Below are 25,763 nucleotides of genomic sequence, written 5' to 3' on the forward strand. Positions count from 1 at the left end.
TCTCTAATCTTACTCATTCAAAATATTATCGGCATGGCTGTAAATAACATAACGACTTTCTCTTGCAAAACCAACGAGGGTTAAACCGCATTGCTCAGCCACTCGCACTGCTAAACCTGTAGGTGCAGAAACCGCGACTAACATACTCACGCCAGCGCTGGCGGTTTTTTGCACCATTTCAAAGCTTGCACGACTGGTAGTGATAATAAAACCAGCTCTATCAAGCTCGTGTTTTGCTAACGCGCCAACCAGTTTATCTAAGGCGTTATGCCTTCCAACATCTTCGCGCACCAAGCTCACCGTGCCATCAGACTGCACATAAGCACTAGCATGGGTTGCACCCGTTTGCTGTTGCAACTTTTGCTGTGACTGTATTGCTTGCAAGCCAGTTACTATGGCTTTGCTACTAAACGTGCGCTGTGTTCTTAATAGCGCTGGATAACGCATGGCTTGTGCTAAATTTTCAGCTCCGCACAATCCACAGCCAGTTTTACCTGCCAAGGTACGACGTCGCTCTTTAAGCTGCATAAAACGTTCACTAGCAATTTCACAGTGTAATTCTATACCGTTACTTTGTACCCGCACTTCAATACCATACAACTCGCTAGCGCTCTGCACGATACCTTCGCTAAGCGAAAAACCCAGTGCAAAATCCTCTAAATCCTGCGCAGTTGCCAACATCACCGCATGCGAAACGCCATTGTAAATTAGTGCTACTGGTGTTTCTTCTGCCAAGCAATCTTGCGTTTTTACTACTTTACCGTTTTTCCATTGTGAAACACCTAACGTGCTTAATGGCACATCTGTAAGCAACTTATGGCTAAAGCTCAATTTTCGCAGCTTCTAGATCTCTATCTGCAAACGCTAATTGTGCTTCACTAAAGGTTTTGTAATGTTGCTGCCAGTCAGAAAGCTGATTCACGCGTGTTACTTGTACAGCTGTTACCTTGAACTCAGGACAGTTCGTTGCCCAATCTGAGTTTTCTGTCGTAATCACGTTTGCACCAGATTCTGGATGATGGAACGTGGTGTAAATCACACCAGGTTGCACGCGCTCGGTAATTTTTACACGTAATACAGTTTCCCCTGCACGACTCGCTATACCCACCCAATCACCTTCGTTAACGCCACGTTCTGCTGCATCATGCGGGTGAATTTCCACAATGTCTTCACTATGCCAAGCCACGTTTTTAGTACGACGTGTTTGTGCGCCTACGTTGTATTGGGAAAGAATACGACCCGTCGTTAAAATCAGTGGGAACTTAGGCGTTACTTTTTCAGTGGTCGCCACATATTGCGTCACGAAGAATTTACCTTTTCCTCGTACAAATTCGTCGATATGCATGGTTGGCGTACCAGTTGGCATCTCGTCGTTACATGGCCATTGAATGCTGCCTAATTCGTCTAGTTTTTGGAAGCTTACACCCTTAAATGTAGGCGTTAAGCTAGCCACTTCGTCCATAATTTCAGAGGCATGTTTATACTCCATTGGGTAGCCAAGTGCATTAGAGAACTTAGCCGTTACTTCCCAATCTTCCATACCATTCTTTGGTGTCATCACGCGGCGCACTGGTGAGATACGACGTTCTGCATTGGTAAACGTACCGCTCTTTTCTAAGAACGATGCCCCTGGGAAGAATACGTGCGCGAACATCGCGGTTTCATTCAAGAACAAATCTTGCACGATGACACATTCCATATTCTCTAACGCATGTGTTACGTGTTGAGTATTAGGGTCAGACTGCACAATATCTTCACCCACACAGTAAATCGCTTTAAAGCTGCCTTCTATCGCATTGTCTAGCATGTTAGGGATACGTAAACCAGGATCATTACTTAATGGACGACCCCAAGCACTTTCAAATAAAGCCTGTGTCGCAACATCTGACACATGGCGATAACCTGGATACTCATGCGGCATAGAGCCCATATCGCAAGAACCTTGCACGTTATTTTGACCACGTAATGGATTAACGCCCACACCTTCACGGCCAATGTTAGCGGTCGCCATGGCTAAGTTTGCAATACCCATCACCATTGTAGAACCTTGGCTGTGCTCGGTAACGCCCAAACCATAATATATAGCTGCATTGCCGCCTGTGGCATATAGCCTTGCCGCTGCGCGTAATTCCTCAGCTGGCACGCCCATTGCCAAACCTAACACTTCAGGTGAGTTTTGTGGAAGTGCAACAAAATCGCGCCACTCTACAAATGAATCCCACTCGCAACGTTCTTTAACAAATTCTTCATTAACCAAACCTTCAGTCACAATCACGTGGGCAATAGCGGAAATTAACGCTACGTTAGTACCTGGTTGCAATTTGAGATGATAATCTGCTTTAACGTGAGGAGAGTTCACCAAATCAATCGCACGCGGATCGGCAATAATCAGTTTTGCACCTTCGCGCAAACGACGTTTCATTTGTGAAGCAAATACTGGGTGACCGTCGGTAGGATTAGCACCAATCACAAAAATCACATCTGACTGCATCACAGAGTCAAAGGTTTGCGTACCCGCTGATTCACCTATTGTTTGTTTTAAACCATAGCCTGTTGGGCTGTGGCAAACGCGTGCGCAAGTATCAACGTTGTTTACGCCAAATACGGCACGTACTAATTTCTGTACGACATAAACCTCTTCATTGGTACAGCGTGACGATGTAATCCCGCCCACAGAAGCTTTGCCATATTTGGCTTGAATACGAGTAATTTCACTAGCGGCATAACTAAATGCTTCATCCCAGCTCACTTGTTGCCATTCATCGTGAATACTCTTACGTATCATTGGTGTGGTAATGCGGTCTTTATGCGTCGCATAACCCCAAGCAAAACGACCTTTTACGCATGAATGTCCGTGGTTTGCACCACCATTTTTATTAGGCACCATGCGAATAACTTCTTCGCCTTTCATTTCGGCATCAAATGAACAACCAACACCACAATAAGCACAGGTTGTTGTTACGCTATGTTCAGGCACACCATGATCAATCACCGTTTTTTCAATCAATGTTGCCGTTGGGCAAGCTTGCACACAAGCACCACAAGACACACATTCTGAATTCATAAAATCAGTCACGCCTGCGGCTACTTTTGACTCAAAGCCACGACCTGAGATAGTTAACGCAAACGTACCTTGTGTTTCTTCACAAGCACGTACACAGCGTGAACAGACGATACATTTACTTGGATCAAAAGTGAAATAAGGATTGCTTTCATCTTTTTCGGCTTTTAGATGGTTTTCACCCTCATAACCATAACGCACTTCACGTAGCCCAACTGCGCCAGCCATATCTTGCAACTCACAATCACCATTAGTTGCGCAAGTTAAGCAATCCAACGGATGGTCTGAAATATAGAGTTCCATTGTACCGCGGCGAATATCAGCAAGCTTAGGCGTTTGCGTATGTACTTTTAAACCTTCAGCCACAGGCGTAGTGCATGAAGCAGGATAGCCGCGACGTCCTTCAATCTCTACCACACACAAACGACATGAACCAAAAGGCTCCAAGCTATCTGTTGCACATAGTTTAGGCACGTTAACGCCCGCCATAATCGACGCACGCATAATTGACGTGCCTTCTGGAACGGTGATTTCTCTGTCATCAATCATTAACGTTACTTGAACGTCTGAATTACTCGCAGGCGTGCCATAATCTAATTGATCATCGTAATTGGTGCGGCTATGTTCATGTTGATGATGTGTGTTGCTATATTTAATGTCGTCCATTTTAATACTCCGACCTACTTAGCTATTCCGAAATCTTCAGGGAAATGATTCATTGCGCTCAATACTGGATATGGCGTCATGCCACCCAATGCACATAGAGAACCATTCAACATAGTGTCACTTAAATCGCGCACCAACTTAATATTCTTTACAGTGTCCGTGCCTGCGATAATTTTATCAATGACCTCAACGCCACGGGTTGAACCTATGCGGCATGGTGTACATTTTCCGCATGACTCAATCGCGCAGAATTCAAATGCATAACGTGCCATTTTCGCCATATCGACCGTATCATCAAAAGCGACGATACCGCCGTGGCCTAAAACTGCCCAAATATTATTGAATGCTTCGTAATCTAAGGGGGTATCGAATTGACTTTCTGGCAAAAATGCACCTAAGGGCCCACCGACTTGCACTGCGCGAATCGGCTTACCTGTAGCTGAACCACCACCGTAATCATATAACAGCTCACGCAAGGTAATACCAAATGCAAGCTCAACCAACCCGCCATGCTTTAAATTACCAGCCAACTGAATAGGCAAAGTACCGCGTGAACGACCCATGCCATAATCCGCGTAATATTGTGCACCTTTATCTAAAATAATGGGCACAGTCGCAAGTGAAATGACATTATTAACAACAGTAGGTTTACCGAACAAACCTTCGATTGCTGGTAGTGGCGGTTTAAATCGCACTAAGCCTCGCTTACCTTCCAAGCTCTCGAGTAATGAAGTTTCTTCACCACATACATAAGCACCAGCTGCGCGACGAACTTCTAAGTTAAAAGTATGCGTTGAACCACAAATATTTTCGCCTAAATATCCAGCTGCCTCGGCCTTAACAATCGCCTCATTCAAAGCTTTCAGGGCATGTGGGTACTCACTACGCAAATAAATATAGCCTTGGGTTGCGCCTACTGCTACACCCGCAATCGTCATGCCTTCAATCAGCACAAACGGGTCATCTTCCATAATCATACGATCTGAAAATGTACCTGAATCGCCTTCATCCGCATTACATACAATGTATTTTTGGTCAGACTTACAACCTAATACGGTATTCCATTTAATGCCAGTTGGGAAAGCCGCGCCACCGCGACCACGCAGGCCTGAGTCTGTGACGGCTTTAACAATTTCAGCCCCTGATAGCGTAAGCGCTTTCTTGAGCCCTTTATAACCATCGTGCGCAATATAATCATCTAAAGAAACTGGGTCGGTAATGCCAACGCGCGCAAATGTTAGACGCTGTTGTTTTTTTAACCAATCAATCTCTTCGGTTAAACCTAAGCTCAAAGGGTGAGTCTTAGCCTGTAAGAAATCTGCGTCAAATAGTGAAGGGACGTCTTTGGCTTTAACGGGGCCATAAGCAACACGACCTTGCTCAGTTGCCACCTCAACCATTGTTTCTAGCCAATAAAGGCCACGAGAGCCATTACGGATAATAGTTATTTCTAAACCGCGTTTTTTTGCTTCCTGAGCAATCGCAGCAGCCACCTTTTCAGCGCCCATTGAAAGCGCGCTAGAATCGCGAGGAATATATACTTTAGTACTGATATTAGGAGTTGTCATCATTTAAGCCTTTGCCTCTGCAATCAATGCATCTAAATCTTCAGCAGAAACACGACCATACACCTCTTCATCCATCATCACAGCAGGTGAAAGCGCACAATTACCTAAGCAGTACACGGCCTCGAGCGTAATCGCATCATCAGAAGTCGTTTGGTGATAATCCACATTCAAGCACTTTTTAGCATGTGCCTCCAATGCTTCAGAACCCATAGATTGGCAAGATTCAGCACGACAAATTTGCATCACATGCCGACCTGGTTTGTGCGTACGAAAATGATGATAAAAAGTCACCACCCCATGAACCTCAGCCACAGATAAACTCAGCGCCCGACCAATCTGAGAATAAGAAGATTCTGGCACATATCCAATATTATCCTGAATGGCGTGCAATAGCGGCATGAGCGCACCCGGCATGTGCTGATGCTCACTAATCAATGCGCCTAATTTGGCATCTAAATCTTGTTTTGATTGTAAATCTTGCAACTTATTCTCTCCAAAACATCTAACATTATATTCATATACGCATTAGTATAATACACTTGTTAAATCGTTACCAATTCGACAAGCAATGGCTAAAAAAGTGCTTAATTCATCAAAAATACTTACTCAACATCCGCAAAAAAAGCTGATAGACCAATTTGGTCGCACAGTAGATTACATTCGCCTATCTATTACTGATCGCTGCGATTTTCGTTGTGTCTATTGCATGTCAGAAGACATGACATTTTTACCGCGCGATGAAGTATTAAGTCTTGAAGAGTGCGCGCGGCTCGTTAAAATATTTGTTGAGTTAGGCGTGAGCAAAGTACGTATTACAGGCGGTGAACCATTAGTACGTAAAAATGCCTTATGGCTTTTTGAAGAGGTTGGCAAACTTGAAGGGCTCAATGAGTTAGTACTCACTACCAACGGAAGCCAGCTAGAGAAGCAAGCCCAAGATTTAAAAAACGCAGGCGTGAAACGCATTAACATTAGTGTGGATAGCCTCAATGCAGAGCGCTTTAAGAAAATTACGCGCACTGGCGAGCTGGATAAAGTATTGCGCGGTATACAAGCAGCCAAACAAGCAGGCTTTGAAAATATCAAATTAAACACCGTACTCATGCGCGGTATGAATGATGATGAAGCACTGTCATTGGTAAAATTTGCTATCGATGAAGCAATCGATATTTCATTCATTGAAGAAATGCCTTTAGGCGAAGTAGACCACACAAGAGAATCAACATTTTGCAGCAATGAAGAAACTCTTAAAATACTCCAAAGTGAGTATCCACTTATCGCCAGCACAGAAACGACTGGCGGCCCAGCACGTTATTGGCGAGTGGCCGATAATAATGGTAAGTCCAACACCAAGATTGGCTTTATTTCACCACACAGCCATAACTTTTGCGAAAGCTGCAACCGCGTACGTATTACCTGCAAAGGCGAACTTTACTTATGTTTAGGTCAAGAAGATAAAGTTGATTTAATGCCGCTTTTACGTGCAAACCCAAATAATGACCAAGCGATTATCGACGCCATTCTAGCCAGCATGACAATCAAACCTAAAGGTCATGACTTTGATTTACGTCGAGCAGAACCTGCGGTGATAAGGTTTATGTCGCACACAGGCGGCTAGCTTTACTTCAATAACGCATCTCCTAATTAAGTACACATGCCCATTTCAGCCATTATCCTTTCAGGCGGCCGCGCTACTCGTATGAATGGTGTAGACAAAGGCTTGGTACTTTTACAAAACAAGCCTCTCATTCAACACGTCATTGAACGCCTAACACCGCAAGTTGATGAAATACTCATCAATGCCAATCGAGAGCTTCCTTCCTACCAAGCTTTTGGATACTCCGTATTGCAAGATGAAGTGGAGGATTTTCTAGGGCCGTTAGCTGGATTTAGTTTGGGCCTGCAAAACGCCAAGCATGACTATGTACTTACCGTACCTTGCGACTCGCCATTATTGCCAATTGATTTAGCACAACGCCTAATGGCAGCGCTAGTTGAACACAAGGCAGAGATTGCCGTAGCGACTAGTGACGGCAGCACTCATCCTGTATTTTGTTTGTGCAAAAAAACTACGCTGCCCTCTCTTACTGCTTATCTACAGCAAGGTGAGCGCCGCGTGAGCGCTTGGCAAAAAATCCAACAATACATTGAAGTTGATTTTAGTGATTGCAACGAAGCCTTTACGAACCTAAATACGCTTGAAGATTTAGCGGCATTAGAACTAAAATTGAGTGAAATTAATTATTCAAAATGAACTTTAAAAATGAGCTTTAAAAAATGGTAGACACTTCACTATCTGAAATCATTTCCAACCCTAGCTGTATGGATGACTACGATCCAAACTCCATGCCTGTGGCTAAAGCGCGGCAATTCATCAAACAGTTTTTAAGCCCTGTCATCGCGACTGAAGTTTTACCGCTTCGCGAAAGTTTAGGTCGCGTACTGGCTGCAGATATACTGTCACCAGCCAACGTACCCAATTATGATAACTCAGCCATGGACGGCTATGCGTTTAATTCTGCAGACATTAGTCAGTCTACCGAATTGAAAGTAATGGGTTCAGCCTTTGCAGGCAAAGCATTTGTCGATGGCATTCAATCTGGGGAATGCGTACGCATTATGACGGGCGGCATGATGCCCAAAGGCGCAGACACAGTCATTATGCAGGAGCGGGTAAAAGTTGAAGGCAACTTGATTCGCTTTACAGAAGCGCCAAAACCAAAAGCGAACGTGCGTTACGCAGGTGAAGATTTGCAACTAGGCAAAATAGTGTTAGCTGCAGGTCACATGATGCGTGCAGCTGATTTAGGTTTAATCGCTTCACTTGGGATTGGCGAAGTGAGTGTATATCGCCAGCTGAAAGTGGCTTTTTTCTCCACAGGCGATGAATTAGCCAGTATTGGTAAGCCCTTGCAAGAGGGTCAAGTATACGACAGTAACCGCTACACACTTTATGGTATGCTAAACCGCCTTGGCGTTGAAATCATCGATATGGGCGCAATTGCTGATGACCTAGAGTTGCTTGAAAAGACTTTGCTGAGCGCGGCAAGTCAAGCTGATGTCGTCATTACTAGCGGCGGCGTTTCTGTGGGTGAGGCTGATTATATGAAGCAGCTACTAGCTAAACACGGTCAAGTCATGTTTTGGAAAGTCGCGATGAAGCCTGGACGCCCTTTAGCTTACGGCAAAATCCAAGCAGGCCTTCAAACAAACCACGATGCACATTATTTCGGCTTACCTGGCAATCCAGTTGCCGTGATGGTCACGTTTTATCAATTTGTACGTGAAGCCATGCTAGTGTTAATGGGGCAAACCAACCCTGCACCATTACCCACATTTAATGTTGTATGTACTGAAAATATTAAAAAACAAACAGGGCGCACGGAATTTCAACGCGGCATATTATTCGCTGATATTGATGGACTATGGAAAGTTAAACCAACGGGCGCACAAGGCTCGGCAATTTTAAGCTCCATGTCATTAGCAAACTGTTTTATTGTTCTTGATGAATCAGTTGGCAACCTAGACGCAGGCGCTATAGTACAAGTGCAAGTGTTGGACGGACTGGTTTAATTGCTTTTTAAATTCGTGACCAGCTTGTTGTATAATTTTCAATTAACTTAAAATCCTTTAGCGATTTTTTGTCATCACTTTACTAACTATTTGGAATATTTTTGTCTTTGAACATCGCCGTCAATCATTCCAATCACAGTCAATCTGGTGTAATCAAGGCTAATAGCAACACGCTTATATGGGCGATTGTGTGCTCGATCTTGCTGCATATTTTGCTCGCATTTATTATTCCCAATGTTAAATTTGATGCTGTTAAAAAACCAGTTTTATTAACCGTTGAATTGAGTAAAAAACCTGAACCATTGCCTGTAGTTATACCCGAGCCTGTCAAAGCAGAGCCTGAGCCGATTAAACCAAAAATAGAACCCAAGCCTGAGCTTAAACCCATCACCAAACCTTTACCAACGCCAACCGTAGTGAAAAATGAACCTACGCCCGCTGCCCCGCCACCGCCAGCAGTGACTCATCAAACAGAAGTCATTGCAGTGGCTCCTAAGGTGGATGCAGCGCCATCTCCTATGCCGCCTGCACCTATAGCAACACCAGAGCCACCGAAAACTACAGCACCCAGTCAAGAAGACGTTGATGATGCTCGCGGCAGATATGGCAATACACTTTGGGGTGCGATTGGCAAACATAAACAATACCCTCGTATTGCACAAATGCGTGGTTGGCAAGGTGAGGCTATCGTCGAGTTGCAACTTGATGGCAACGGAAAACTTAAATCAAAAAAAATCATTCAATCAAGCGGTTTTGAGAGCTTAGATAAACAAGCCTTAGAAATGGTTGAAAAAGCCGCCCCCTTCCCAGCGCCACCAGAAGCGTTACGCGGTAGTAACTTCAGCATCAAAGTGCCTATTCCATTTAAACTTGAAGAACAGTAGTTTTCAAGCCTCATCACAAATAACTTGCCAGCATGATTAAAAAAAACAAATCTCTAAAAGATTTATTGCTGATTCATGAAGTAGCCTTTATTTTACTCATTATATTGGCTGCAACAGCGGGTGCCATTGGCATTCACTTGTGGGAAAAATCCAGTCAAGAGGCTAGCCGAATAAGCTCGCTTGTCACTGAGGTACAACAAACTCGTGGAGATTTGTATCGTCAAATGAAAGAGTTATTTGACGCTTACTTTTTAGATGACTCAGGCGCACGTGCCGAGTACGACAACTTCACCATTACTGTTGAAGCACATTTTGCACAATTAAAAAAAATCACCGTAAGCGAAGCTGAAAAAGCGGCCATTAATGACTTGCATGAGAATTATAAAAAATTCGTTGTTGAAACCCCCAGACTATTTGACCAATACCGAGCAACCAACAGCGACTCTGTAAAACACGCTTTAAATACCGAAATTGAAACTGGCTTATTTAAACGCTATGAGGAAATACTCGCGCGCACTGAAAGACTACTCAATCAAAAACAAATTGAGCTTGATAGTCAGCTTAAAGCAAGCAAACGCACATCGGTGATTTTATTGATTATTCCTTTAGTGTTAGCGGTATTGCTACTCTTATTCTCACGCATATTTCTTAAGCGTGCCATCGTAAAACCACTCAACAATGTATTAAAAGCCACCTCTGAGATTAGTGCAGGCAATCTTACACATAAGGCTCCAGAAGTAGGTATCGTAGAGTTAGCCGCAGTATCAAATGCCATTAATGAGATGGCCGACAAGTTAGCCATTAGCCAAGAAACATTAGTACGCACTGAAAAACAAGCAGCACAAGGCCTATTGGTGCCGATGCTGGCACATAACATTCGCAACCCTTTAGCTAGCATACGTGCTACGGCGCAGGTGATGGATGACCCAGAACACGATACCGAAACGCGCTTATCGTTACGCGGCATTATTGATACTGTAGATAGATTGGAACGCTGGACAGGCGCATTATTGGCTTATTTATTGCCGCTAAAACCACAGCCAGAAAATACTAGTTTACAAGAAATCGTGAATGGCGCACTGGCGCCTCTGCAACAAAAAATAAGAGAGAAGTCGATTCAGTTCATCCTGCCAAACTGGCCAAAAACGAGTGCCATCTACACAGACCAGCATTTACTAGAGCAAGTCATTTACAACTTAATATTAAATGCGATTGATGCTTCTAGTAAAAATAGCAGCATAGAAATTACGCTAAAAGTAGCACCAAAAAAATATACCTTATCACTACTAGATCAAGGCTGCGGCATGCCATTTACGCCAGATCCTAGCGCTATAAGCGCGCCAACTACCAAAAGATTTGGCACGGGTATAGGCATTCCGTTTGCTTTTAAAGTATGTGACGTATTAGCAGGAGAGTTAAAGTTTGAAGCACGTCATGAAGGTGGTACGGCCATCACTATTCTGCTGCCTAAAACGTTGAACTTATCTATCAATTAAAACCCTTATTCAAATCTCATTCGTAAAAATCTAATACCCATCAATATTTAATTTTCAATTTACGGCTAAATATTGATAATTCTTTGCATATCCTATTGCCTATTTCAGGCTTTTTATCAACAATGGAGGTAGACAATATGACCGATACACTAATACTCGACAAAGCAGTTCCAGACTTTCAGTTGCCCGCAACAAGCGGTGTGACTTTTCAGTTATCTCAATTTCTTGGTAAAAATCTCATCATCTACTTTTACCCCAAAGATTCGACACCAGGCTGTACTACTCAAGGTATGCAATTCAGGGATGCTTATCCCGACTTTCAGAATCTGAATACTGAGATTTTTGGCATCTCTAGAGACAGCTTAAAGTCGCATGAAAATTTTAAAGCAAAATTTAGCTTTCCATTTGAGCTACTAGCGGATACCGAAGAGCTTGCTTGCTCTCTATTTGGCGTCATGAAAATGAAGAATATGTACGGCAAACAGCTACGCGGTATAGAACGCAGCACTTTTGTTATCGACAAAAATGGTAAGCTTATCAAAGAGTGGTGCGGCGTTAAGGTAGAGGGTCATGCCGCAGAGGTGCTTAACTTCATTAAAACTATTTAGCATCAACTGACTTAATTAAATCTTACAAATTCATTTATCACTCACAATTAGAAAGAATGTAATGGCAAAAAAATCGCTAAATGCTACCAAGCTTTTTGTACTTGATACCAACGTATTAATACACGATCCTTCTAGCTTGTTTCGCTTTGAAGAGCATGACATTTTTCTCCCGATGGTGACATTAGAAGAACTTGATAACAACAAAAAGGGGCTTACTGAAGTTGCCCGTAACGCTCGTCAGGCAAGCCGTAACTTAGAAGAAATTGTAGGTACAGACTTAACTAATCTTGAACTAGGTTGCCCGCTGAATGTAAATGGTAATCGCCATCTAACAGGACGTTTATTTGTACAAACACTACAAGTAACCACAGAACTACCAGGGCTTGCAGGTCTAAAAGCAGACAACCAGATTCTAGCCGTCGTGCTGGATTTGCAAAAAAGTCAACCAAGCCGCCAAGTAATTCTAGTCAGTAAAGACATCAACATCCGCATTAAAGCCCGTGCAATGGGTATGCCTGCGGAAGATTACTTTAATGACAAAGTACTTGAAGATAGTGATCTTTTATACAGTGGCATGAAGGAGTTACCTGCTGACTTCTGGGAAAATCACAGTAAAGCAATGGAGTCGTGGCAAGAAGCTGGCCGCATGTTCTACCGCATTAGCGGGCCTTTATGTAAGTCATTTCTAGTAAATGAATTTGTTTATTACGAGTATGAAAAACCATTCCACGCCTTAGTGCGCAGTGTTGATAGTAACATCGCAGTATTAGAGGTTGTTAAAGATCACATGCAGCCTAAACACAATGTTTGGGGCATTAATGCACGCAATCGCGAACAGAATTTCGCGCTCAATTTATTGATGGATCCAGAAGTAGATTTTGTCAGCCTATTAGGCCAAGCGGGTACAGGTAAAACATTGCTCACATTAGCATCTGCACTCACACAGGTACTTGATAAAAAGATCTACTCTGAAATCATTATGACGCGTGTGACGGTTTCTGTCGGTGAAGATATTGGCTTTTTACCGGGTACTGAAGAAGAAAAAATGGGCCCTTGGATGGGCGCGCTGGATGATAATTTAGAAGTGCTAAATAAAAGCGATGAAGATGCTGGTGAATGGGGACGTGCCGCAACGCAAGATTTAATTCGTAGCCGCATCAAGGTGAAATCACTCAACTTCATGCGCGGGCGTACATTCTTAAATAAGTTCTTAATCATCGATGAAGCTCAGAACTTAACACCTAAACAAATGAAAACGCTGATTACACGTGCAGGTCCAGGCACTAAAGTGGTTTGTTTAGGCAACATCGCACAAATCGATACGCCATATTTAACTGAGGGTAGCTCAGGTCTCACCTACGTGGTGGATCGATTTAAGGGTTGGCGCCACAACGGGCACATTACGCTACAACGTGGTGAACGCTCTCGTTTAGCCGACTTCGCAACTGAAGCTTTATAAGTTCTATTAATAACTCCACCATGACTCGTAGACTCGCCACTAACTATACTGTAATACCACAAGGTAAAGTTCATCAAGGCGAAGTCGAAAAGTCAGGGTTGATTTAGAAATGGAATAACATGACCAAAGGTTTTTATACCCTATTAATTGCTCAGTTCTTATCTGCCGTTGCTGATAACGCTTTACTGTTCGCTTCCATCGCTTTACTTTCGAAACTCAATGCGCCTGAATGGCACGAACCTTTATTACGTGAATTCTTTGTCATCGCATACATCGTTTTGGCGCCATTTGTAGGGCCCTTCGCTGATGCCCTACCCAAGGGTAAGGTCATGTTTTTAAGTAACGGTATAAAGTTTATAGGCTGTTCGTTAGCCTTATTAGGCTTGCCACCCTTATATGTATACGCTATTGTCGGCATTGGTGCAGCGGCTTACTCGCCTGCAAAATATGGAATTTTGACAGAAATGCTGCCTCACCATCAGCTGATTAAAGCCAATGCTTGGATGGAAGGGACTACTGTCACGGCAATTATTTTAGGGCCAGTATTTGGTTCAAGCATTTCAGCGCACGATCCATATTTCGGTATTGCTATTATTACCTTAATTTATCTATTGGCGGCAGGCTTCAACTATTACATTCCAAAAGTACCTATCGATCACAAAATGCCTAAACGTGATTTAATTTCTCTTCTAAAGGATTTTTGGCACGCCTTTACTACGCTATGGCGAGACCCACAAGGCCAAGTATCATTGGCTGTGACTACTTTATTTTGGGGTGCAGGTGCAACATTACAATTTGTGGTACTACGCTGGGCAGGCTTAAAACTAGGCCTAGATGAACAATCAGCAACAAAACTGATTGCCATATTAGCCGTTGGCATTGCCATCGGCTCAGTTGGTGCATCCATGTTTGTTAAATTAGAAAACGCAGTCAAAGTTTTACCAGCAGGCATACTCATGGGCATTTTGGTCATGGGTATGATACTGGTTGAGTCACCCGAAGTCGCGGCCGTTGTGTTGTTCTGTATTGGTGTTCTAGCGGGTTATTTCTTGGTACCGCTAAACTCGTTACTGCAGCATAGAGGGCATACTTTACTTGGCGCAGGACATTCCATTGCGGTGCAAAATTTCAATGAAAATATTGGTATTCTTGTATTGCTAGGCATCTACACGTTGATGGTGCATGAGAACTTACCAATTAACATTATTATCATCATCTTTGGCGCGTTTGTGAGTATTAGTATGGCAGTTATTTATAAGCTGTACTTAAAACATACCAAGACAAAATGCTAAGGTTGTCATTCCGAACAAATATTTAATCAATAAAAAAGGTCGCCATGGCGACCTTTTTTATTGATTAAAATACTTAATGAAGCTTCACTTGCGATTCAGATCGCCTGGTTATAGTGCGGGCTAACGTTTGCAATGCAGTACTCCAAAAACCATGCAAAGCCATCAAATGCATTTTATAAAGTGACTGATACATTAACCTAGCGAATAAGCCTTCAATAAATAAACTGCTACCAGAAAGTGAGCCCATTAAGTTTCCAACCGTAGTGTAGTTACCTAAATTGACCAAAGATCCATAATCTCGGTAAGTAAACTCTGGCAGCTCAGATTTACCCACCACACGACACTTGACTGATTTAATCAACACTGAAGCTTGCTGATGTGCCGCTTGCGCACGTGGTGGCACGCTCTCACCCGCATTACCAGTCCATGGGCAAGCTGCGCAATCACCAAAAGCAAAAATATTCTCATCTAACGTGGTTTGCAATGTTCGGTTCACTACAAGCTGGTTGATACGGTTAGTCTCTAAGCCATCAATTTCACGCAAAAAGTCTGGAGCTTTAATACCTGCCGCCCATACGACTAATACTGACGGAATAAAGCGGCCGCTATGGGTATGCACCCCTTTGTCTGTCACCTCTGTTACACGCTCCCCTGTGTATAGATGCACACGTAGCTTGCTAAGCTCTAGCTCAACAGAGTTAGAAAGCTTAGATGGAAGCGCAGGCAGCACACGAGTATTAGCTTCAATTAATGAAATTTGAATATCACGATCTGGATTAATTTTATCTAGTCCATAAGCAGCTAGTTCACGTGTCGTATTATGTAACTCGGCTGATAGCTCAACGCCTGTAGCTCCCGCCCCGACTATCACTACTTCTAACTGACCAGCATGCACTGGTGCAAGCTGAGTTTGTGCACGCACAAGCGCATTGTGTAAGCGCCTATGAAACTTTTCAGCTTGGTCTTGAGTATCTAAAGCAATGGAATACTCACTCGCGCCTTTAACACCAAAGTCATTCGTTGTGCTACCAACTGCAATAATCAATGTATCGTACTGCACGGTACGACGCGGGATAACTTCCTGACCATCCTCATCAAAATAAGGTGAAATAGATATCTCACGCTTCGCTCTATCAAGGTTATCCATGCTGCCTAAACGGAACTTGAAATGATGCCAATGCGCCTGTGCAAGATAATTTAATTCATGCTTATCAGGATCCATACTGCCCGCTGCAATTTCATGCAGTAGCGGTTTCCATACATGGGTTTTTGTTTTATCGATAAGCGTAATCATAGCCTTACCTTTGCGGCCTAGAGAGTCGCCAAGTTTAGTTGCCAACTCTAGACCACCAGCACCACCACCAACAATCACAACATGATGCAAACTATTTTGATTTTTATTATCCATAGCCATCCCAATCAATACTTAATATCAAAAGCTTAAAATAAAAACGCGCCTGCTGAACAACAGCAAGCGCGTTATAAAACCATTCAGATAATTACTCGTTACCTGTCAAACCAGTACCCATGCTACGAATCCAAGCTTGAACTTTCAGCAGTTCATCAGGCGTAATACCATTTTTAGGATCAGTAGGATCCATTAAACCAAGACCTTTTGCACCCATACCGCCATTTGTACCATGCCAGATTGTTTCAAACATACCTTTGTTCGTTGCATCTTTAGGATAACGGAAAGTAGGGCCTACTAAACCAGGACCAACTTGACCTTTTGCTTCTGGACCATGGCACTGTGTACATGAATAAAGACCAAAAACTTTTTTACCTTTGGCAATGGCATCTGCATTACCGATGTATGGGTTCTTACCTGTCGCTAAAAATTCTTTTGCTGCTGGAGTATCAAACAACTTTGCATCAATTACTAAAGGTTTACCCTCTTGTGTATCAACAAAACTAATCGCAGGGCCACCTGCATCAGCTGGAGCAGTTGCACCAGCGCCAGTCGAGGCTTTTTTGTCACAAGCACTTAATGCCATTAACATTAAAATCAATACTAAACTAAACTTACTTTTACCCATTTCTAATCTCCCGATTCTAAATTATGAGCTCTGACTTCTAAGCCCTAATACTAACAAGTTTTAACTTTAAACAATCATCTCCACCATGGCTTTATCACCTATGACTAGTCTAGTCTGAAGCATAAAAAACGGCTACTGTAATTATACAGCAGCCGTTTAAGTTATTACAGCACTACGTTTTAATATCAGTGAGATTGCTAACCCACTAATTTTATTGAGTTATTTCAACCAATCTTTTTCGCCATCGCCTTTATAGACAGTACGAATATAAGCAACTGCTTTTAAGATGTCATCTGTTGATAAGCCATCGCCTACATGTTCTGGCTGCTGTGCATGCCAAACAGGCATTAAACCACCAGAAACTCCTGGTGTACCAGCAGAAATAGTCTCAAACATGCCTTTGTCAGTTGAATCTTTCGCATACACCCATTTTGTATCAAAAGCGCCTGTACCACCATTTTTAACAAGAGAAGGTGCCATCAAACCGCCTAAATTACCACCATGACAACCTGTACAGCCATTGTAAGTCATCACATGTCTACCACCGTCTTTTGCAAGTGCCGCAGCTGGGTCAGCTGCATATTTAGCTGTATACGGATTTTTGCAAGTTGCCAAAAACTCTTTAGCTTCTGGAGTATCAGTATCAAGTGCTTTTACTGCTAGCGGTGAACTATCTTTTGTTGAAACTAAATTACAAGCAGCGCTTGCTTGTGTTGTTGCAGTTAAACCCACAAAACCAAGCATTGAAATTAATAACGCAGCTTTAACTGATTTAAAACCTAACATATCATCTCCTTATTGTAATGAATTTTGCTACGATCATTTTTGCAAACGCATTACTGAACGTGTTTTCATCTAACGTACTTATTATTTAATTGGTTGACACTTCAATTTCAAATACTACGTTAGTAATTATTGTTGCCATTGCTTAGTTACATAAAACAGCGGTTGCGATTATACATTAGCTGCTGAATTAATTACAGCTTAGTCAATCTTCCGACTCATGAAGTAACTTACTTAATAGTAACTTAGTTAAAAGTTACTTCATCCAATCTTTTTCACCATCGCCTTTGTATTCGGTACGGATGTAAGCAATGATTTTTAAAATTTCATCTGTTGACAAACCATCACCCACTTTATCTGGCTGTTGTACATGCCAAACTGGCATTAAACCACCTGAAATTCCTGGTGTACCTGCGGCGATTGTTTCAAACATGCCCTTATCAGTAGAGTTTTTAGCATAAACCCATTTAGTGTCATAGGCACCTTGTCCACCTTGTTTATTTAAGGCTGGAGCCATGACGCCTTCTAGTTTACCGCCGTGGCAACCTGAGCAACCGTTATATCCAAATAACTTTTTACCGCCCGCTTTAATCAAATCATGATTTTCTGCATAAGCTTTTGTATAAGGATTAATGCACGTTTCTAAAAATGATTTGGCTTCTGGTGTGTCTGTATCTAAAGCTTTTACAGCAAGCGATGTTCCATCTTTTGTTGAAACTAAATTACAAGCTGCACTAGCCTGCGTCGTAGCTGTTAAGCCAACAAAACCAAGCATTGAAATTAATAAAGCAGCTTTAATTGATTTAAAACCTAACATGCTATCTCCCTGATTGAATAAAAATCGCTACTAGTGCGCATAAGCACATTGTTACATTTGTACATCTAACATATAAAAAATGCTTGGTTGATATAACTCAACCAAGCAATTGCTAACCTTACTTCAAATCTTAATTAATTGCCTTCTTCTTTCTTAACGTTGGCACCATACTTTTTATATGAATTCATCAAGCTATCGCCTTCTACTACTGGCACATGCGGAATTGAATATTCATCTAAAATTTTCATAATTTTATCTTGGTTCCTATCTAAAGCACCTTGAATCATTGCCATACGATCTTTATCTTTTTTACGTACGCCGACTGAAATATTCCAGTATTCTTTACCTTTAGCATTTTGTGTTTCATATTCAGGAACAGGCACAACCACCATAGGGACTTTTGATTGTTTTGCATAATAACCACCTATTGGGCCCCAAGCAATCGCAATATCAATATCACCTTTAGCCAAATCATCAATCATAAAACTAGCGGGTAAATTTAAATCACGCTGCATACGATATGGACGAGCGTTACTTATCAATCCATGTGCATCCATAGGGATTGTTGCAGGGCTGTGGTCAACTACCCCAATAAAACCCTTATGTAGATCTGGTGATGACCAATCTGTAATATTGTAATTGCTATCTTTACGCCACACATAGACATTACCTGTACGGTAGTATGGTTTAGATGTTCTCATCATGTCGTCATCTGAAACGGTACCAATAACCACATCGCAGCGGTTAGCACCTAAGGTATTTCTGAAGAAGCCTTGGCGACTATATGCATAGGTATAAGTAAGTTTCTTGCCTAGATCATTGGCTAACAACTCAGCGATTTTATCTTCAAATCCTTGTTTTTTAATATCTGAATATGGCAAATTTTCTGGATCCGCACATACTTTAAACTCTGACTCATCTACAACACGTCGAACCTCGCCGATACGACCTTCATCAGCACTAAGAGTTGGGATATCAGGATCTGCTGCATAACTGATGTTTGCTGTAATGGCTAACAGTAACGTCAAGCCTAATTGCTTCTTAACATGCTTCAACATTATTTATTCCTTAATTTTCAAATATGCAGTTTATTAATAACCGCCTTATTGCTATAGAGTACTTGGCTGATAAAAAAGTTCTTATCTTTTAGCCCTTACAGAAGTCGCATTTCAAACAACTCATTATTGTAACTAATTTGCTGCTTTATAAGCAGTTTTATATCAATAAAATACCCCGATATTGATTCAGATTATTTGTATTAAACATAAAAAAACACCCCGACAAGTCGGGGTGTTTTTAGTATTACATTTGAACTAACTTGTATTTAGTTACAATTTAATCTTACGATTAAATTATAGGCTGAATACTGTTAATGCACCGCCGCCAGGAGCCGCGTTGTATTTTGTTAATTCAGCATAACCACCAGCAGCGCCTAAAGCATCTGTTGGGTTAGTCATACCAAGGTTCATCGCAACGCCAGCCCAGCCACCGATACCTGATAGTGTACCAACGTATTGTTTACCTTTTAAGCCGTATGTGAATGCATTACCAATCACGCCAGAACCCACTTGGAATTTCCAAAGTTCTTTACCTGATTGAGCATCAACAGCCTTGAACCAACGATCAAGAGTTCCGTAGAATACCAAGTTTGAAGCAGTAGTTAAAGCACCACCCCAAGCAGAGAATTTCTCTTTGTTGTACCAAACTTTTTTGTTAGTCATTGGATCATAAGCGCCGAAGCCACCCATAACACCGTCAGGACCAGCAAACATAGTCAATGTAGCACCAACCCATGGTTGACCAGCAACATATTTAGACTCAACTGGCTCGTATGTCATACATACGTGGTTCAATGGAGTGTAAATTAAACCAGTTTTTGGTGAGTAAGCCGCTGGTTGTTGATCTTTAGTACCCAATGCAGCTGGGCAAACGCCTTTAGCATTGTAATCTTGGTGAGTTGAAGCTGTAGCAAGTTTTTTAGGCACGCCTGTTTTCAAATCAACGCTAGAAGCCCAGTTTACGAATGGGTGTACTTTTTCAGCAGCAATCAATGTACCGTTTGCAGCATTCCAAGTGTAAGCAAAACCGTTACGGTCATGGTGCCAAGCGTATGTTTTACCACCTTTGTCGAACAAGATTACTTCGTTAATACCATCATAATCCCACTCATCATGTGGAGTCATTTGCATGCCCCATTTTGCAACGCCTGTATCTAAATCACGTGCAAATATAGTCATAGACCATTTGTTATCGCCTGGACGTACATCTGGGTTCCAAACTGATGGGTTACCTGTTCCGTAGTAAACCAAGTTTGTACGTGCATCATACGGCCACCAGCCCCATACAGAGCCACCACCATGTTGCCAACCATCTTTAACTGCTTGTGGTTTTAACCATGTACGTGTACCAAGATCTTTTTCACCAATTTTGATTTGGTCATTTGGCAATGCTGCGAAAGAACCGCCTTGTTTGTTACCACCGTTTACATCTTGGTAAACTGACAATGCACTGTATTGTGGATTTTCTTTATTGAAATCTGCACCGATCAACACTTCAGAATCTGGACCTGTTGAGTATGCTTTCCATGCCAATGAACCGTCTTTTAAGTTGTAAGCAGCGATAAAGCAACGAACACCAAATTCAGCACCTGAACAACCAGTCAACACTTTGTCTTTGATCACGTGTGGAGCGTTAGTGTTTGTAGCACCAACTTTTGGATCGTTAACTAATGTAGACCATACTTTAGCGCCAGTTTTAGCGTCTAAAGCAACCAAGTTACCATCATTTTGTTGTAGATAGATTTTACCGTCGCCGTAGCCTAAACCACGTGAAACGTTATCGCAACATAGTACAGCTTGTACTGATGGATCTTGTTTTGGGAAATATGACCATACGATTTTTTGATTGTCGTTTAAGTCAAGAGCGTATACGTTGTTTGGGAATGCTGTATGTACATACATCATGTTACCAACAACAACTGGTGAACCTTCGTGACCACGGTTTACACCAGTAGCGAATGTCCATGCTGCTTTAAGGTTTTTTACGTTACCTTTGTTCACTTGTGCCAATGCACTGTGTGCTTGGTTTGTGTAGTCACCGCGCGGTGCTGCCCAGTTATTACTATTTTTAATTGCTGCTTCTTGGTCTGCTGCTGCTGAAGCGATCATTGGCATTGCCGCTGAAAGACCTGCAACCAAACCTAATGCTAATTTGATCTTGTTGATTTGCATATTAATCTCCAAAGTTGAACTACTAAGGGTTTATAAATAATCTCTTTTACTTGTTGAAGTTTTTGATGTTATCTCAAATTTTCTAGCAACTAATTGATACTATTTCTCATCACATTCTCATGTGCGTACAGCACTATATTCTAGTCACACACGAATTGCAATACATTAGTTACAATTTACTTACAATTAGTTCTACATTTTTTAAAATAAGTGTTTAGCGTTAGGCTGGATAGTGTTAATATTTCTTAAAAGTCATTTAAAATCAATTAGAAAGCATATTTTTTGTTATGCAAAATAAAACTTACAATTTGTATCCTGAAGTCAATAATTTTGAGAAATTCACTTTAAAAGCAGGAAATCTTCATGAAATCTATTATGAAGTTTGTGGAAATCCCAAAGGAAGTCCTGTCGTTTTTTTACATGGTGGTCCTGGTAGTGGATGCAGCCCTACGCAACGTCGCTTTTTTGACCCCGCACACTATCGCATTATCTTAATTGACCAGCGCGGTTGCGGTAGAAGCAAACCACAAGGTGAGATTGAGCAAAATACTACAGATGATTTAGTCAACGATATTGATACAATTCGTGCAGCACTAAACATTGATAAGTGGTTGGTATTTGGCGGCTCATGGGGCAGCACCTTAGCTTTGGCTTATGCCTTACAGCATACAGATAGAGTAGCGGGCTTAATACTGCGCGGCATTTTCTTAAGTCGCCCTTCCGAGCTTAATTGGTTTTTAGGACAAGTACAGGCGTTCTTTCCAGAGCCGTGGGAATCTTTATGCGCATACTTACCCGCCAATAAAAGGCATAACCCTATAGAAGCATACGAGCAGCTTGTTTTCTCCGATGATACGAAGAGTAGCATTCCAGCCGCCATTCGCTGGAATACATTTGAAAGTAGCATTATGAGTTTACTGCCTAGACCAGCTTCGCCAAGCAGTGAGGTGAACGGAGAAGTTGAGCTTGCACGCGCTAGAGTACAAATACATTACATACAGAATAACTGTTTTGTTGGTCAGCGCGACTTATTAGCTGAAGCAAAAGCCAAGCTGGGGCATATTCCAACAGACATTGTTCAGGGTCGCTACGATATGGTATGCCCTCCGATTACCGCTTGGGAGCTTAGCCAAGCGATGCCGCATGCTAGTTTTCACATGGTTGAAGATGCGGGACATTCAGCAATGGAAACTGGCGTTACCTCGGCTTTGGTTGCAGCGACTGAAAAATTCAAATCATTCAATAGATAGGTTGCATACTCAATAAATGATGAAAGAAGAAACCAACACCAAGCAGCAATCAAGCCTACAAAGCGCCATCAACAAGCCGCTTGAAGCATATGAAAAGCAGCGTTACAGCACGCCGCTGTTTGTATTGCATGAAATGCTTGGTGCTTTTCGGCGGCATAACGTATTAGGTTTATCGGCTTCGTTATCATTTTATGCGATGTTCGCGTTGATTCCATTGGTGTTACTTTTGTTCTTTCTGCTTAGCCACTTAGTATTTACCTCAGATTACGCAGTGGTCAAACTTGCCATCATTACAGGCAACTTAGTACCAAAATTTAGCAGCGCGATCATGGTAGAGGTTTACAACACAGCGCAACAAAAGGCCGTTTGGGGTGCTGCAGGGCTATTTGTGCTGCTTTGGACAGTGACACCGCTAGCAAGCGCAATGCGAACCAGCTTTTACACCATCGCTACATTAATTGAAGCACCATCCTATATTCGTCGCAAGCTGAAAGATGTCATCGCGGTCATCGGCATGTTGGTATTATTCTTTCTGTTTACCTTTGCGGGTCTTATGTTAGAAAAAGTGATTACCTTTTTGGGCGCAAATCACCAGTTCTTTCAATACGACATTATTGCTGCACTTACCTCACTAGCACTAACCACGCTGCTGATAGCTGCTTTTTATTTTGTATTTTTTCCCGTTCGATTAAACCTGAAACATATTTTGATTGGCGCCCTATTCACAGCCGTGCTGTGGTTATTGATGCGTCCAGCATTCACCTTTTACTTATCGCTCAATGAATCTTACGGCTCGGTATTCGGCAGCATGAAAAATCTATTCATCTCAATTACTTGGTTGTATTTTAATTTTTCAGTATTTTTACTTGGCACAGAGCTCATTGCTACATTACGCAAAAAAGACGTGCTGATATTAAAAGGATTGTTCTCAGACAATCCACAAGAGCCGCAATCTAAATCTCAAACGAATTACTTAGAAAAGCTAATGCAGCGTTATGGCAGAAGCTATCAGCAAGGTGAGTTCATTTTTAAGCAAGGCGATTTAACTCGCAATCTGCACTACTTGGTGAGCGGTCAGGTGCAGTTGCTGAAAAATGGCAGGCTCCTACGCACAATAGAAGCTGGGGAATACTTTGGTGAAATGGCGATGCTCACCAATACGCCAGCGATTGTAGACGCAGCGGTAAGTTCGAAACAAGCCGACGTGATTCTCATTTACCCAGATAATATTGAAACGCTACTTTTAGACGAACCTAAAGTAGCCATGAAATTCTTACGTCAAATGGCGACTAGATTACAAATACAAAGTAACACAGATGTAAGTTAATTAATTTTGCTCTAAAATAGCCTAAATTATCAAACTAGCGGTATTACTCATATCATGGCAAAACCAGCTTCATCATTCGCCCCGCAACCCAGTCAGCTTGAAATGCAACCTGTATTGAGCTTATTCAATGCTGGCAAACTTGCTGAAGCAGAAGCCGCCGCTAAAAAATTAGTCACTCGCTACGCTAATACTTTTATTCTCTACCAAATATTAGGGATTTCTCAAGACGGCTTATCCAAATTTAATGAAGCCGCTGAGAACTACTCAAAAGCGCTGACCATACAGCCTAATACGCCAGATTTGCATTTCAACTTAGGCATTACCTTAACTAACCTCAATAGATTTAAAGAAGCTGAAGCCAGCTATCGCAACGCCATCGCATTGCAAGCTGGCTTTTTTGAGGCACATGGCAACTTAGGTACAGTGCTACAAAAACAGGGAAGGCTTGAAGAGGCCGTAGCTAGCTACCGTGAAGCACTTACTATTCACGAAGACCCAAGAGGTCACTTTAACCTTGGTACTGCACTTAGAGATGAAGGCAAGCTAGATGAAGCAATCCATCATTTTAAGCAAGCCATTAAAATGTTTCCCAACTATGCTGATGCACACAATTACCTAGGTGAGTGTTACCGTGACCAAGGCAATATGGAGGATGCGATTAAGTGTTACTTTGATACCTTAGCACTCAACCAAAACCATGCTGGCGCAAACTACAATATGGGCGAGTTTTTATATCTTGCAGGACGGTTTGATGAAGCTGTTGATTATTTGGAGCGATCAAAACTTGATGACTGGCAAGAGCGTGCGCTTTACTGTACTTACAAAGCCGAACATTTTGATGCATTTAAAACCAAGCTAGATCAGATTATTCATACCCATGAAAAACACAACGCACCTTTCCTACAAACCCTCTCTACACATCATGCGGTCAATTTTGGCCTAGAAGATCAATATAATTTCTGCAAAAATGGTTTTGATTTTGTTTACCAGCACAGTATTGCGGAGTTGGCAGAGCCTGATAGTCAGCTATTAAAAGACCTACTAAACGACATCAATAACACCGCAATAGAGGTGCGTGCCCAAGGCATGATTATCAACGGCAAACAATCTGCAGGTAATTTATTCAAGCGACCTGAAGCTTCCTTTAGAAAACTAGGTGAGATTGTTAAGCAAGAATTTCTCAATTATAAAAATAAATTCTCAGGCGCAGATTGTGAGCTGATTCAATCTTTCCCAAAAGAGTTGGAATTTACCAGTTCTTGGTATGTAAGATTGCGAAGCGGTGGCTATTTAGAAAGACACATTCATGAAGTTGGCTGGATAAGTGGTGCGGTATACCTTGTTTTACCAAAAGAAAAAAGAGATCCTACTGAAGGCTGTTTTGAATATGGCTTGCATGGTGATAATTACCCGCAAAAACACAATAATTTCCCAGTAGGCATTGCTAGCCCTAACGTGGGCGATATTGTATTATTCCCATCCTCATTATTTCACCGCACGATTCCGTTCACCTCTAATGAAGAACGCATCTGCATTGCTTTTGATTTAAAACCAGAAGGTAATATTTTTATTAAATCTAGTTATTAATTGTTGATAATAATATGTCAAAATTAAATACACGAAATGTGTCAATATAAGCTACTTTTCTGTCTTACATTGAACACTTGACGTCTACGATATAATCGTAGAATCGCACAAAGCTTCAAAGTAATT

The 25,763-nt window shown here is 41.9% G+C and carries 21 protein-coding genes; 11 read left to right on the top strand and 10 right to left on the bottom strand.

What is annotated here, in order from left to right:
• Positions 1 to 9 precede the first annotated feature (9 nt).
• The 4 genes from fdhD to PSU78_RS08760 are packed head-to-tail and all read right to left on the bottom strand — an operon-like array spanning position 10 to position 5,778.
• Complete coding sequence (fdhD, locus tag PSU78_RS08745; protein ID WP_300387108.1) at positions 10 to 831, bottom strand: formate dehydrogenase accessory sulfurtransferase FdhD; 822 nt, start codon at positions 829 to 831, stop codon at positions 10 to 12.
• The gene (gene fdhF / locus PSU78_RS08750) at positions 821 to 3,727 is read right to left on the bottom strand and encodes a formate dehydrogenase subunit alpha (RefSeq protein ID WP_300387109.1); all 2,907 of its coding nucleotides are present in this window, start codon (positions 3,725 to 3,727) and stop codon (positions 821 to 823) included. The genes fdhD and fdhF overlap by 11 nt, the downstream gene beginning before the upstream one ends.
• A gap of 14 nt (positions 3,728 to 3,741) precedes the next feature.
• Positions 3,742 to 5,298 carry an NADH-quinone oxidoreductase subunit NuoF gene (locus PSU78_RS08755; protein ID WP_300387111.1) on the bottom strand — a complete coding sequence of 519 codons (1,557 nt, stop codon included), beginning with the start codon at positions 5,296 to 5,298 and terminating at the stop codon, positions 3,742 to 3,744.
• Positions 5,299 to 5,778 carry a formate dehydrogenase subunit gamma gene (locus PSU78_RS08760; RefSeq protein WP_300387113.1) on the bottom strand — a complete coding sequence of 160 codons (480 nt, stop codon included), beginning with the start codon at positions 5,776 to 5,778 and terminating at the stop codon, positions 5,299 to 5,301.
• An 85-nt stretch (positions 5,779 to 5,863) separates the two neighbouring features.
• Between PSU78_RS08760 and moaA the strand changes: the two genes are divergently transcribed.
• The 8 genes from moaA to lplT all read left to right on the top strand — a co-directional run bounded on the left by moaA (position 5,864) and on the right by lplT (position 14,607).
• On the top strand, positions 5,864 to 6,913 hold the full coding sequence (gene moaA / locus PSU78_RS08765; RefSeq protein WP_300387115.1) for a GTP 3',8-cyclase MoaA: 1,050 nt from the start codon (positions 5,864 to 5,866) through the stop codon (positions 6,911 to 6,913).
• A gap of 36 nt (positions 6,914 to 6,949) precedes the next feature.
• Entirely contained in the window at positions 6,950 to 7,549 is a 600-nt protein-coding gene (gene mobA / locus PSU78_RS08770; RefSeq protein ID WP_300387117.1) for a molybdenum cofactor guanylyltransferase MobA, read from the top strand.
• Positions 7,550 to 7,572: 23 nt separating this feature from the next.
• Positions 7,573 to 8,868 (top strand): gephyrin-like molybdotransferase Glp, encoded by a 1,296-nt coding sequence (glp, locus tag PSU78_RS08775; protein ID WP_300387119.1) that lies wholly within the window; start codon positions 7,573 to 7,575, stop codon positions 8,866 to 8,868.
• A gap of 101 nt (positions 8,869 to 8,969) precedes the next feature.
• Positions 8,970 to 9,752, top strand: coding sequence for an energy transducer TonB (locus tag PSU78_RS08780; protein ID WP_300387121.1), 783 nt, complete (start codon positions 8,970 to 8,972; stop codon positions 9,750 to 9,752).
• A 32-nt stretch (positions 9,753 to 9,784) separates the two neighbouring features.
• The gene (locus PSU78_RS08785; protein ID WP_300387123.1) at positions 9,785 to 11,248 is read left to right on the top strand and encodes an ATP-binding protein; all 1,464 of its coding nucleotides are present in this window, start codon (positions 9,785 to 9,787) and stop codon (positions 11,246 to 11,248) included.
• Between the two features lie 152 nt (positions 11,249 to 11,400).
• Positions 11,401 to 11,856 carry a peroxiredoxin gene (locus tag PSU78_RS08790; protein ID WP_300387163.1) on the top strand — a complete coding sequence of 152 codons (456 nt, stop codon included), beginning with the start codon at positions 11,401 to 11,403 and terminating at the stop codon, positions 11,854 to 11,856.
• A gap of 61 nt (positions 11,857 to 11,917) precedes the next feature.
• The gene (locus PSU78_RS08795) at positions 11,918 to 13,315 is read left to right on the top strand and encodes a PhoH family protein (protein ID WP_300387125.1); all 1,398 of its coding nucleotides are present in this window, start codon (positions 11,918 to 11,920) and stop codon (positions 13,313 to 13,315) included.
• 119 nt (positions 13,316 to 13,434) lie between these two features.
• Positions 13,435 to 14,607, top strand: a complete 1,173-nt coding sequence (gene lplT, locus PSU78_RS08800; protein WP_300387127.1) for a lysophospholipid transporter LplT — start codon at positions 13,435 to 13,437, stop codon at positions 14,605 to 14,607.
• Between the two features lie 73 nt (positions 14,608 to 14,680).
• On the opposite strand, the gene PSU78_RS08805 is transcribed toward lplT, so the two are convergent.
• The 6 genes from PSU78_RS08805 to PSU78_RS08830 form a co-directional block, all read right to left on the bottom strand.
• Positions 14,681 to 16,015, bottom strand: coding sequence for an NAD(P)/FAD-dependent oxidoreductase (locus tag PSU78_RS08805; protein WP_300387129.1), 1,335 nt, complete (start codon positions 16,013 to 16,015; stop codon positions 14,681 to 14,683).
• Positions 16,016 to 16,106: 91 nt separating this feature from the next.
• The gene (locus PSU78_RS08810) at positions 16,107 to 16,643 is read right to left on the bottom strand and encodes a c-type cytochrome (protein WP_300387131.1); all 537 of its coding nucleotides are present in this window, start codon (positions 16,641 to 16,643) and stop codon (positions 16,107 to 16,109) included.
• 219 nt (positions 16,644 to 16,862) lie between these two features.
• Positions 16,863 to 17,429 (bottom strand): c-type cytochrome, encoded by a 567-nt coding sequence (locus PSU78_RS08815; RefSeq protein WP_300387133.1) that lies wholly within the window; start codon positions 17,427 to 17,429, stop codon positions 16,863 to 16,865.
• A gap of 253 nt (positions 17,430 to 17,682) precedes the next feature.
• Positions 17,683 to 18,243, bottom strand: a complete 561-nt coding sequence (locus PSU78_RS08820; RefSeq protein WP_300387135.1) for a c-type cytochrome — start codon at positions 18,241 to 18,243, stop codon at positions 17,683 to 17,685.
• 134 nt (positions 18,244 to 18,377) lie between these two features.
• Entirely contained in the window at positions 18,378 to 19,301 is a 924-nt protein-coding gene (locus PSU78_RS08825) for a quinoprotein dehydrogenase-associated putative ABC transporter substrate-binding protein (protein WP_300387137.1), read from the bottom strand.
• 294 nt (positions 19,302 to 19,595) lie between these two features.
• Entirely contained in the window at positions 19,596 to 21,473 is a 1,878-nt protein-coding gene (locus PSU78_RS08830) for a PQQ-binding-like beta-propeller repeat protein (RefSeq protein WP_300387139.1), read from the bottom strand.
• A gap of 287 nt (positions 21,474 to 21,760) precedes the next feature.
• On the opposite strand from PSU78_RS08830, the gene pip reads away from it, so the two are divergent.
• Genes pip through PSU78_RS08845 form a run of 3 tightly spaced genes read left to right on the top strand, consistent with a single transcriptional unit; the run spans position 21,761 to position 25,637 of the window.
• Positions 21,761 to 22,723 carry a prolyl aminopeptidase gene (pip, locus tag PSU78_RS08835; protein WP_300387141.1) on the top strand — a complete coding sequence of 321 codons (963 nt, stop codon included), beginning with the start codon at positions 21,761 to 21,763 and terminating at the stop codon, positions 22,721 to 22,723.
• A 19-nt stretch (positions 22,724 to 22,742) separates the two neighbouring features.
• Complete coding sequence (locus PSU78_RS08840) at positions 22,743 to 24,050, top strand: YhjD/YihY/BrkB family envelope integrity protein (RefSeq protein ID WP_300387164.1); 1,308 nt, start codon at positions 22,743 to 22,745, stop codon at positions 24,048 to 24,050.
• A gap of 54 nt (positions 24,051 to 24,104) precedes the next feature.
• On the top strand, positions 24,105 to 25,637 hold the full coding sequence (locus PSU78_RS08845; protein ID WP_300387143.1) for a tetratricopeptide repeat protein: 1,533 nt from the start codon (positions 24,105 to 24,107) through the stop codon (positions 25,635 to 25,637).
• Positions 25,638 to 25,763 lie beyond the last annotated feature (126 nt).

Origin of the sequence: Methylotenera sp., from assembly GCF_029945705.1 — a bacterium.
GTDB lineage: Bacteria > Pseudomonadota > Gammaproteobacteria > Burkholderiales > Methylophilaceae > Methylotenera.

Bases quoted from the DNA above. Each gene is read 5' to 3' on its own strand.
- fdhF (WP_300387109.1), bottom strand. From the start codon at position 3,727: ATGGACGACATTAAATATAGCAACACACATCATCAACATGAACATAGC.
- pip (WP_300387141.1), top strand. From the start codon at position 21,761: ATGCAAAATAAAACTTACAATTTGTATCCTGAAGTCAATAATTTTGAG.
- PSU78_RS08785 (WP_300387123.1), top strand. From the start codon at position 9,785: ATGATTAAAAAAAACAAATCTCTAAAAGATTTATTGCTGATTCATGAA.
- PSU78_RS08830 (WP_300387139.1), bottom strand. From the start codon at position 21,473: ATGCAAATCAACAAGATCAAATTAGCATTAGGTTTGGTTGCAGGTCTT.
- PSU78_RS08825 (WP_300387137.1), bottom strand. From the start codon at position 19,301: ATGTTGAAGCATGTTAAGAAGCAATTAGGCTTGACGTTACTGTTAGCC.
- PSU78_RS08755 (WP_300387111.1), bottom strand. From the start codon at position 5,298: ATGATGACAACTCCTAATATCAGTACTAAAGTATATATTCCTCGCGAT.
- lplT (WP_300387127.1), top strand. From the start codon at position 13,435: ATGACCAAAGGTTTTTATACCCTATTAATTGCTCAGTTCTTATCTGCC.
- glp (WP_300387119.1), top strand. From the start codon at position 7,573: ATGGTAGACACTTCACTATCTGAAATCATTTCCAACCCTAGCTGTATG.
- PSU78_RS08815 (WP_300387133.1), bottom strand. From the start codon at position 17,429: ATGTTAGGTTTTAAATCAGTTAAAGCTGCGTTATTAATTTCAATGCTT.
- PSU78_RS08795 (WP_300387125.1), top strand. From the start codon at position 11,918: ATGGCAAAAAAATCGCTAAATGCTACCAAGCTTTTTGTACTTGATACC.
- PSU78_RS08845 (WP_300387143.1), top strand. From the start codon at position 24,105: ATGGCAAAACCAGCTTCATCATTCGCCCCGCAACCCAGTCAGCTTGAA.
- PSU78_RS08840 (WP_300387164.1), top strand. From the start codon at position 22,743: ATGAAAGAAGAAACCAACACCAAGCAGCAATCAAGCCTACAAAGCGCC.
- PSU78_RS08820 (WP_300387135.1), bottom strand. From the start codon at position 18,243: ATGTTAGGTTTTAAATCAATTAAAGCTGCTTTATTAATTTCAATGCTT.
- PSU78_RS08810 (WP_300387131.1), bottom strand. From the start codon at position 16,643: ATGGGTAAAAGTAAGTTTAGTTTAGTATTGATTTTAATGTTAATGGCA.
- mobA (WP_300387117.1), top strand. From the start codon at position 6,950: ATGCCCATTTCAGCCATTATCCTTTCAGGCGGCCGCGCTACTCGTATG.
- moaA (WP_300387115.1), top strand. From the start codon at position 5,864: ATGGCTAAAAAAGTGCTTAATTCATCAAAAATACTTACTCAACATCCG.
- PSU78_RS08805 (WP_300387129.1), bottom strand. From the start codon at position 16,015: ATGGATAATAAAAATCAAAATAGTTTGCATCATGTTGTGATTGTTGGT.